The 10,205-nt window shown below is 53.5% G+C and carries 10 protein-coding genes; 1 reads left to right on the top strand and 9 read right to left on the bottom strand.

The window, feature by feature from the left end; all coding sequences use genetic code 11:
• Positions 1-228: 228 nt before the first annotated feature.
• The 9 genes from P1U71_RS16360 to P1U71_RS16400 all read right to left on the bottom strand — a co-directional run bounded on the left by P1U71_RS16360 (position 229) and on the right by P1U71_RS16400 (position 9,211).
• Positions 229-1,212: a type II secretion system F family protein gene (locus P1U71_RS16360; protein WP_301106718.1), complete on the bottom strand. Its 984-nt coding sequence runs from the start codon at positions 1,210-1,212 to the stop codon at positions 229-231.
• A 9-nt stretch (positions 1,213-1,221) separates the two neighbouring features.
• On the bottom strand, positions 1,222-2,229 hold the full coding sequence (locus P1U71_RS16365) for a type II secretion system F family protein (RefSeq protein ID WP_301106719.1): 1,008 nt from the start codon (positions 2,227-2,229) through the stop codon (positions 1,222-1,224).
• Positions 2,229-4,133 carry a CpaF family protein gene (locus tag P1U71_RS16370; RefSeq protein ID WP_301106720.1) on the bottom strand — a complete coding sequence of 635 codons (1,905 nt, stop codon included), beginning with the start codon at positions 4,131-4,133 and terminating at the stop codon, positions 2,229-2,231. The genes P1U71_RS16365 and P1U71_RS16370 overlap by 1 nt, the downstream gene beginning before the upstream one ends.
• Positions 4,130-5,377 carry an AAA family ATPase gene (locus P1U71_RS16375; RefSeq protein WP_301106721.1) on the bottom strand — a complete coding sequence of 416 codons (1,248 nt, stop codon included), beginning with the start codon at positions 5,375-5,377 and terminating at the stop codon, positions 4,130-4,132. Before P1U71_RS16375 ends, P1U71_RS16370 begins: the two co-directional genes overlap by 4 nt.
• 14 nt (positions 5,378-5,391) lie before the next feature.
• Entirely contained in the window at positions 5,392-6,069 is a 678-nt protein-coding gene (locus tag P1U71_RS16380; protein ID WP_301106722.1) for a CpaD family pilus assembly lipoprotein, read from the bottom strand.
• Positions 6,070-6,074: 5 nt separating this feature from the next.
• Positions 6,075-7,496: a type II and III secretion system protein family protein gene (locus tag P1U71_RS16385; RefSeq protein ID WP_301106723.1), complete on the bottom strand. Its 1,422-nt coding sequence runs from the start codon at positions 7,494-7,496 to the stop codon at positions 6,075-6,077.
• A 12-nt stretch (positions 7,497-7,508) separates the two neighbouring features.
• Positions 7,509-8,408 carry a Flp pilus assembly protein CpaB gene (gene cpaB / locus P1U71_RS16390; protein WP_301106724.1) on the bottom strand — a complete coding sequence of 300 codons (900 nt, stop codon included), beginning with the start codon at positions 8,406-8,408 and terminating at the stop codon, positions 7,509-7,511.
• Positions 8,409-8,649: 241 nt separating this feature from the next.
• Positions 8,650-8,871, bottom strand: a complete 222-nt coding sequence (locus P1U71_RS16395) for a Flp family type IVb pilin (protein WP_301106725.1) — start codon at positions 8,869-8,871, stop codon at positions 8,650-8,652.
• A gap of 112 nt (positions 8,872-8,983) precedes the next feature.
• Complete coding sequence (locus P1U71_RS16400; protein WP_301106726.1) at positions 8,984-9,211, bottom strand: Flp family type IVb pilin; 228 nt, start codon at positions 9,209-9,211, stop codon at positions 8,984-8,986.
• A gap of 569 nt (positions 9,212-9,780) precedes the next feature.
• On the opposite strand from P1U71_RS16400, the gene P1U71_RS16405 reads away from it, so the two are divergent.
• A partial coding sequence (locus tag P1U71_RS16405) for a pilus assembly protein TadG-related protein (protein WP_301106727.1) occupies positions 9,781-10,205 on the top strand: 425 nt, incomplete at its 3' end.

The following is a 10,205-nucleotide window of genomic DNA, read 5'->3' on the forward strand; positions in this document are numbered from 1 at the left end:
AGCCCTGGAGATTTCTGGAGAACTCTGGAGAAGCATGGAGGACTAAGAGAAAGTCATGGGGAAAACATGGATAAACTATGGGTACACCATGGGCCGCACACATGATCATGGATACGGGAGCCTGCTCCCCGGCGCGTGGGTAAAATAAAACCGGCGCCTGAATTCTCATCAGACGCCGGGGGAAGATATTGCTATATTGGGGAGGTCGCCCGGGATGCACCGGAGGGGTCAGCCGCCGCCTGAAAAGGCATCAAGGGCCTTCAGAACTGCCGGGCCGATCAGAACGATAAACAGGGCCGGCAGGATGAAGACAATCATCGGCACCGTCATGATGGCTGGCAGACGGGCCGCCTTCTCTTCCGCCTTCATCAGGCGTTCCTCCCGCATTTCCGCGGCCAGCACCCGAAGCGCAACCGCGAGCGGCGTCCCATATTTCTCCGTCTGGATCAGCGTGTTGACCAGCGTCGTCATCGCCTGGAAATCGACTCGCGCCGCGAGATTGCCAAGCGCCATCTTGCGATCCGGCAGAAAGCCGATCTCAATGGACGTCAGGCCAATTTCATCGGAAAGTTCCGGTGCGGAGTTGGCAATTTCCCGGCACACCCGGTCAAGCCCACTGTCAAGATTGAGACCCGCTTCTGTACAGATCACCAGAAGGTCAAGCGCGTCGGGAAGCGATTTGCGGATCGCCTGATACCGTTTCGACACCTTGTTTTTCAACAGCGTGTCAGGCAACAGATAGCCGATGAAACCGGCAAAACCAGCCGCAAGCAGCTTCACTGGAATAGACCATTCCACCACGCTCGTGCCGAAAAGATAAGCGGCCGTCAGAACCGCGAATAAAAGCGGCAGGGAAATCTTTGCGAAAAGATAGGCCACCAGCGCGTCTTTCGATCGCCAGCCGCCCTTGGCCAGCTTGGCCGCCATTACCTTGGCGCGCTCGCCGCGCATCAGCTGCAGCTTCTTCACCACGCGATGCATCATATTTTCGCGCACCACCAGCTTGCTGCGCTGCTTCGTCTCGTTCACCAGATCGGTTTTCAGCTTGGTCCGGCGTTTCTCAAGATTCTTGATCCGGCCCGGCAATGCGTCCTTTACCAGAAACGCATTCCACATCATCAGGACAACGGCGAAAGAGGCACCGCCCGCGATCAAGGCCAACATATTCTCAGAGCGTAGCCAATCAGGAAATAGCGTGACGATATCGACCATATCTCTCTCCTAAATCTCGAAACGGACCATCTTGGCCATCACGCCAACACCGGAACCGATCATACCGAGGCCGGCACCGATCATGTACGCTCCGCGTGGATCCGTGAGCAACGCCCCGACATAGCGATCATTTGCAAGCCAAAGCAGGCCGAACATGATGAAGGGCAAGGAGCCAATAATCCAGGCGCTGGCCCGGGCTTCCGACGACATCGCCTTGATCTTGAGTTTGATCTGGCGCCGCTTGCGCAAGGTGTTGGCAAGGCCGCCAAGCGTTTCGGCGAGGTTACCACCGGTCTCGCGCTGAATGGAAATGGCGATGATCAGGAATTTGAAGTCCGGCAGATCAATCCGCCGGGCGACATCCCAAAGACCGCTTTCAAGGCTCTGTCCGACCCGCATGGCATCGGCGACACCGCGAAATTCCTTCCCCACCGGATCGGGCGCGTCATTGCCGACCGTGACAATGGCTTCACTGATTGGAAGGCCGGCGCGCAAACCACGACACAAGAGTTCAATCGCTTCGGGAAAGGTTTTCATAAATTTTTTGATCCGACGATTACCGAGATAACCGACCGTGAAATGCGGCAGGAACAGACCTGACGCGAGGCCCATCGGGATCGCCAGAAGCATCGACATATCATATAGATAATGCGATGCAAGAATGATCGCGAGAATCAAAACGCCGGTTAAGGTCGCATATCGGGGTATTGGAATATTAAGGCCGGTTTTCTCAAGCCGGACCTTCAACTGATCCGGTTTCGGGACAAGTGTCCGGATCATGCTGTCGAGAATTTTGAATCCGCTGGTATCCTCGGTCCGGCGTGCGGAGCTCCTGGCCTTTGTCTTACCCATAGGCTTCTGGCCCTGGGTGATTTCCGCCAGGCGCCGGTTGGCTTCGCGTGAATGATTATCGCCGCCAGCAAAAGCAAACACCAACAGCAGGGAAATAAGCAGCGTCGCGCCCCCAACGACCAGCATCATGGTTATCAGATCTCCCGATCCGGCAGTTTCAATCATCACATGGCTCCCAAAAGCATCTTCTCAAGGCCAAAATAACCCGCGCGCGGTGCAAAATGCGGACGCAATCCGGTCGACTTGAAATCGCCAAGCAGACGGCCGCCCTTGTCTTCACCCTGGAATTCGTACCAGAAGAGGTCCTGCATAGTGATCACATCTTCTTCCATGCCGACCACTTCGGAAATATAAGTCACCCGCCGGACACCATCGCGCATGCGGCTGATCTGAACGATCAGGTCGATGGCAGAGGCGATCTGCGTGCGTACTGCCTTCGCCGGCAGATTGACACTCGACATCCCGACCATGTTTTCAAGCCGGGTCAGCGCCTCACGCGGGCGGTTGGCGTGAATGGTGGAGAGCGATCCGTCATGGCCGGTGTTCATGGCCTGCAACATATCAATGGCTTCACTGCCACGAATCTCACCGAGAATAATCCGGTCCGGGCGCATACGCAGGGAGTTCTTCAGGAGGTCCCGCATGGCGATCTCACCGCCCCCTTCAAGGTTGGCGGAGCGGGTCTCAAGACGAACGACATGCGGCTGCTGCAACTGCAGCTCGGCCGCGTCCTCGATGGTGACAATGCGTTCACCGGGATCGATCAGCTGCGAAATGGCGTTCAGCATGGTCGTTTTACCGGAGCCCGTACCACCGGAAATGAGAATATTCAGCCGCGACCGGCCCGCAACTTTGAGCACGGTTGCCATGGCATGCGACAGGTTCTGCGTCTTCTCCATCACGTCAAGAGTGATTTTCTGTTTGGCAAATTTACGAATGGAAATCGACGGGCCGTCAATGGCGAGCGGCGGAATGATGATATTCACACGGCTACCGTCCGCGAGACGCGCATCCACCAGAGGGTTTGATTCGTCAATCCGGCGACCGACATGGCTCACGATCCGACCTGCGACCTGCAGCACATGGGCGTTGTCGCGGAACTGGCAATCGGACAATACCAGCTTGCCCTTCTGCTCCACATAGACCTGTTTCGGGCCGTTGACCATGATATCGGTAATCGCCTCATCCGCCAGGAGCGGTTCCAGCGGGCCAAGGCCGAGCATGTCATGCATCAGGCTTTCGGCCAGTTCGCGCTGTTCACGCTGGTTGAGCTGAATGCGTTCCTCAATCAGGATGTCGGTAATAATATCGGAGATATCGCGCGCCAGGTCGAGACGGTCCATGGTGACCGCAGCGCTGATATCAATGCGTTCCATCAACAGCGGCTGCACTGCCTCCTTCACGGTCTCAAGATGTTTGTTCATCTTGGTGCCCGTAGTCTCCGGCGTCATATCAATGTTAAGAAGGGATGCTGATTTATCGTTTTCGTCGGGCTCGTCTTCATCATCTTCAGTTTTGGCGAGCGGCACGACGGGCTCAACCTCATCATCGTTATCACTGTCTGTATCAGACGGCGGGCGCACAACATCCTTCGGCTGATCAAACTCGGCCTTAACCTCAACGGGCGCCTCAGGATCAGCGCCAAAGACGGTCACGCCCTCCTCGACGATCTGCGTATAAGCTGTGCTCTCGCCGATCCCGTTTACCTCAGGAGCGAATTCATCGCTGATTGCCGAAGCGGATGTCTCCGGGCTCGGCGGGGATGGAAGGGATTGTTTTTTCTTATCAAGTTCCAGCCACAGGGACTGGGTAAGGTCGTTGACGAGGTTCCGTTGCTCAAGGACGTTCAAATCAACTTTTTCACGTGACATCGCATCGCGCAAATATGCCTTGACCATCTGCGCAACAGTGGAGCGGTTTTCGTTAACATCAATTTCGGGCAGTAGCTTTTCCGCGATCTCTGGCGAGAATTTCGCCAGAAGATCAGCGGCTTGCGGGCCAGCCGCGCTCGGGGCTGCCGGCGCAGGCTTACCTTTACTTACCGATGAAGATGAACGCCATAAACTCACTCTTTAGGTCCCACTTCTTTCTTTTTCTTAGACTTGCCGCCGGGAACCATGGTGAACAGCCCCTTTTTCTTTGGCTTTTCAAATCCGGAAACATCCGCCGCAAGTTCCTGCAGCACCTTGGCAATCGCCGATTTCACCGCCACCTCATCGATGGCTTTACCGGCATTGGCACAAATGGTCAGGGTTTTCGCATCCTCCGGCACGACATAATCGACTTCCTCGTTGAGGCCGCGTTCAAAATCTGCCTTGGAAACCTGCGCCGCGCGATCCGATCCGACACGGCTAACAACTTTCAGGATACGCCCCTTGGTCTGTAATGTTGTCATGGCCTGGGTGATCCGGTTGATATCCCGAATACCGGCTAGTGACTGATCCGATACGAGAATCACCGTATCAGCAGAAGCCAGCAGCGCCCCCTGCGTTGGCAGGAGATGACGCGGCATATCAACGATGACCTGATTGTAATCCTGGCTTATTTCACCGATCAAAGCGTCGATCGATTCTTCATTTATTTCGACAAGTTCATCAATCGGCTCTTCAGTGCCAAGAACGGCAAGCCGGTCGCCATCTTTCACGATGGCACTATCGAGGAACAGCTTGTCAAGCCGATGCGGATTTTCGAGCGCTTCCCGGAAGCCGCCGCCCGTTTCGATATCCAGCGACAAGGTCGTCGTCCCGAAATGCAGATCCATATCCATCAGCGCCGTCGGCAGTTTTTCCTCATTGGCCATGATCCAGGCGAGGTTCGTGGCAATTGTCGTCGCCCCGACACCGCCGCGCACACCGACCACAACGGTCAGTTTGCCGCTCTGGGCAGCATGGAGCGCCTGTGACTGGCGATCAACATTTTCAACAGCGTCTTTCAAGACTTCCGCCGTCAGCGGCTTGACCAGATAATCCTTCGCGCCGAGGGCGATCATCTTGCGAAATTCGCCGACATCATTCGATGCGCCCAACACAATCAAGGTATTATCCGGGCCCATTTTCCGGATTAATCGCGTAATGTCACCGTCAGGATCCATGCTCTTGGTAATATCCGCGAGCACGACTTTCGGGGAATGTCCCGGCTCGATCCGGCTCAGCGCCCCGGTGATACCGCCGTCGAGCGTGGCATCGGCCGAATATTCAAGCGCCTTGCAGACCTCTCGGCTAACTTCCAGGGATTTTTCATCCTCAAGAAAGCCCATATATTCTTCAACAACCGCATTGCCGAAAAGCGTACTCAATGATGATGATTTAGCCATTTCCTGTGACTCCCTTATTCGCTAGAAGCGGAGGCCGCACCGGCTGTTCCGGCCCGGTATTGTTCAACCGCTTTCGCTGCCCGTTCGCCAATGGCGGAGCTTTCACTCGCCGGATCGACCAGGTCACGCGGATTGGCGATCATGCCCGCCAGAGCATCCGCATTCGCGCAACCCATATAGGGAAGCGGCAGATTCTCGTATCCCATGCCTTCCGGCTTGTACCAGCCCTTCTGGCAATTCGGATCGACCGTTGCGACATATTTCACGAAATAGACTCGCAGCGAATCAGGTGCGTTTTCCTTTGTTGCGCGCGGCGCAACGGAAAAGCCGCGGTCCTGCAGAAATGTTGCCACTTCGGCGAAGCGCTGTTCGTTCAGCCCGTTGCTGCCCTGAAAATTAGGAAATTCGACCTCAACCGTTTCACCAAATTCGATATCCTGGGCCTCGATAAAGCCAAGCAGCTTGCCTTTTTCCATATCGGCAAGGCGGCCGCGGCCAGCTTCGAAATCAACAATGAGGGTCGGCGTGAGCTCACTGACCGTGATTTTCTTCTCCAGCTTCGCCTTTTCAGGAGTTGCCGTGTTATCGTAGCTGCCAAACAGCCCCTCCGGTGACGTGCAGGATGCGGTCAATAACAGCATCCCCATCAGGCTGGCCAGCGTCGCGGATTTCATAAACAATTTCTGTTGCATCAGATCTACTCCAGGATAAAGCCAGCAGGGCCAGCAAGCTTGACATCGGTCGGTGCCGCGGCAGCGGCAGCATCCCGCCCATCCGTCGTAGGAGCGTTTTCGCCCAGGGTCGGACGGAAATTCTCGCCTTGTACATAAAGATCTTTGTCCGTCGGCGGAATGTAACCGTCTGTCGGCTCGGCAATCCGCGAGTTGCTCGGCTTCACGAGATATGGTGTGACGATGATCAGCAACTCCGTCTCGTTCCGCTGGAAGGAGGAGGAGCGGAACAGCGCCCCCAAAATCGGAATGTCCCCAAGGAACGGTGTTTTGGAGATATTGTTGTCCCCATCACTGCTGAGCAGTCCGCCGATGGCGAAACTCTGTCCGCTCGCCAGTTCCACTGTCGTCTCCGCGCGGCGGGTCAACAGCGACTGGATAAATGCCCCCCCCACATTAATGGCAGAGGTAGACGAGAGCTGGCTGACTTCCGGCTTAACCTGCAGATTGATCAGATTGTCATCGACGATCGTCGGCTTGAATTCAAGCGAGACACCGAAAGGTTTATATTCAACGGTAATTGCGCCATCTTCCTGCGGGACCGGGATGGGGAATTCACCGCCAGCCAGAAACTCCGCCGTTTCACCGGACAAGGCCGTCAGGTTTGGCTCCGCCAGAATAGTCAGCAAACCCTCCTCATCGAGCGCATCGATAACATTCAGGATATCAACATTGCTGTCGCTATAGCCGGAAACGAAGTTCGTACCGGTGCCAAGCCGGGTAATTCCCGATGCACCACTGCCGACGATATCGGTCGGCGTCGCAAACCCGAGAAAAGCATCCCCGATACGACCGAAAACTTCCCAGTTCACACCAAATTGCTTGGTGACGGAACGGGATACTTCGGCGATCCGAACACGCAAGTTAACCTGCATGGCGCCCGCCACCTCAATCCGGTTAAAGACCGTGCCGCCGCCGAGATAGAGTTCCGCCATCCGGCGGGCATCTTCGGCGCGTGCCGCCGACTTCACCCGCCCGGTCAGCATAATGCCGGTAGGGGTGGAACGCGCTATCAAACCGCCATTGGGGCTGATATCCTGAAGCGCAGCATTCAACGATGTCACGTCATGGGTAATGGAAATCGGCGAATTCAACAAAACCCGGCCTTTGGCATCAAGAGCGAACAGGTTCGTGCTGCCCGTGCCTTTTCCGAAGACATAAATGATTGTCGGCGACTGAACCTGCACATCGGCAAGTTCCGGGTTTCCGACAAAGACGGAGACTGCCGGCTGATCCAGCTGAACAAGCTTCCCCGAATTCAGGGTCAAAGCGAGAATATCGCCCTTGGAGTTAATGACCTGTGCGGCATGGATCTGCGACGGAGCACCTACGGCCAACATCAATCCCAGCCCAAGTGCGGCCAACGGTTGTAATAGTCTGGTCAGCATCGAAACTACTCCTTAGTCGAACAACTTCTGCTTGGCTTCGCCAGCACGCACGACATTGATGACTGTTGTCGGAATACCCGTCCGCGGGGTTTCGCCGGTAATCAGGCGACTTGCTTCGCTATCCCAGGTGTGACCCCGGCCGCGTTCGGTTTTGAAGGCCACTTTTCCATCCTTGCTCTTTTCTTCATCCTCCACACGCGCAAGCGCACGAAGTGAAAGAGACAAACCCCCGAGCTGCTTGGCAACCGCGACTATTTCCGCACCCTTTGGCGTGACTTCCAATGTGGCAACGCGGCGAACGGAGGCTTCCTGCGTCTGATCATTGGTTGACTGGTCCATGGCCACCACCCGAACATCTGTCAGGATGGTCTCGCTGGCACGGCGCGGTGCACTTGTCTCGCCTTCGGTTTCAGACTCACCGATAAGCGAATGAGTCAGAATGACATCGACCCGATCGCCGGGAAAGACGAAGCCGGCAATGCCGGAAGTCATATCAACGGGAATAGAAACAGCGCGCTTACCCGGGTTAAGGACGGCGGCGAGAAAACCACTCTGGCCCGGCTTTACCAAGCGCGAATCAGTAACCGGTTCACCGGCAACGACACCTTGGCGGACGACAGTTCCGATAAAATCTTCTAGGGTGCGGTCATTGGCATCTTCTACAATATAGAGATCCTCGACATCATCGTCCTCGGGCCAGGCCTGCCATTTCAAATGCTGCTCCTGCACCAGGGTGCCTGCGGGAAGTTCGGTCGCCGCCACGAGAATTCTGACATTCTGTTGCACTGGTTGCGTCTCGACCTGGGCGGTTTCGGTCACGGGTGACCGCTGTCCAGCCCAGTTGCGCACAAACCAAACAGTTGATCCGGTAATGAGTAATGCAAAAACGATCAGTATTAATTTTCGCGCCATGGTATTAATTCCATCAGGTTTCAAATATCGCTCAACCTAAACCCGAAGACATTAATTTCCGGTTAAATTTGTGGCGATTTACGATCTAAATTTCGGAGAGTTCCGGACTAAATGAGCTGCCGGACACTTTCAGAAATGCGCGCAAAAATTGCATAAAATTTGAGAGATTTTCAGACGCGCTGGTCATTCTGCTGAAGAGAACTGCTTACGCGCTAGAAATATTGGATTTGTGAGAATTGCACTAACTTAATGTGCAGCTGTCGATGCCATCATCGGTGAGAGAAAAATCACCGCCAATCGCGACACAAAAGCCTTCTGTAATTCCGGTAAAAGAGGTGAGTATAGAATCGCCCATTGCTGTGAATGCAATAATACCTGCAATTGCAACAAGGGATGCAATAAGTCCGTATTCTATAGCTGTTGCCCCAGCATCATCTCTGTATAACTTTTTCAGTTCGTACATGGTGACCTCCAACATCGCTATGGTTGACTTTTGCGGAGTTTATTTTTCTTTTACCTTGTCCTGAGTTAGATTGGGGCGCCGATTAAAGCGCCCCAATCCAGATTATTAAACGTTAAATACCTGCGCAATCACCATCGACGGTATCTGTAGCATTGGTGTAAGTACCACCAGCGCCCACGCACAATTCACGCGCCACAGCGTTGAAGGCATCAAAAATCGTGCTACCCAGTGCCGTAAAAGCAACAACACCAACCAGAGCGACGAGGGCGGCAATCAGGCCATATTCAATAGCCGTCGCACCAGACTCGTCTGTTACAAAAGAACGGATTACTTTAATCATTTTGAGTCTCCTAAAATTCAGGAATTCCTTCCTGACACTAAACAAAACTTGGTTGTAGTCCCGCCAGGTTTTCAAGACCCTTTAGGTATCCTGACTTTTTAGCCCGCGTCGAAACCCGCAACCTGAAAAGCCCCTTGAAGTTAAAGCGCTTCCCAAGTTCGTCTTGCCTCGCGCCTTGGGGGTCATTTAAACCGCAATTCATTAATCAATAGTTAAAGAGATGGATTTTTTTAAAGGTGAGCATAATGAATAAAGGGTAAAATTTTCCGTAAAAAAGTATTTACATGGTTTATTTACTTAAAATTTTTTTCTTATTTACTTAGTTTTTGAAATTATATTCATTTATGTCATATAATAATGTATTTAAATTCCTATACTATAGATATTTTCATATAAATAATATAATTTTACTGAAATCCATTTTTGATTTTAAGGAATTCTTAAAATTTTTGTCTGATGCTGATAAGCAGAAAAATTTATTTTGACTGCATGGTGCCAGCATGAACAAGAAATATTCATTCGGTTCACTACGCCGGATCATCGCCCGATTTTCCAGGAACAATCATGGCGTGTCCGCCGTAATTGTTGCTTTTCTGGCGATTCCTATCTTCGGGGCTGTTGGTCTTTCCATTGATTTGGGACGCGCCTATGTTCTGAAATCCAAACTATCCACCGCGCTGGATGCAGCCGGGCTGGCCGTCGGTCGGAATATTTTCTCGCCCGATTCAGAAATTTATGCGGATGCGCAGAAATATTTCGATGCCAATTTTCCCTCCGGCTTTATGGGCTCCGCCGCCATCACCATGGATGCCTCCACTATATCGTGGGATACAACCAGGGAGAATATCACCCTCAATGTCCACGCCGACATGAACACAACCTTTATGAATGTCCTGGGCCACCGGTCGCTTACTGTCGGTGCCGTCACCGAGATCAAGCGCGATAACCGCGGTATGGAATTGATTCTGGTGTTGGACAATACGACGTCAATGGG

This window comes from Sneathiella sp. (genome assembly GCF_029233945.1).
Classification (GTDB): Bacteria; Pseudomonadota; Alphaproteobacteria; order Sneathiellales; family Sneathiellaceae; genus Sneathiella.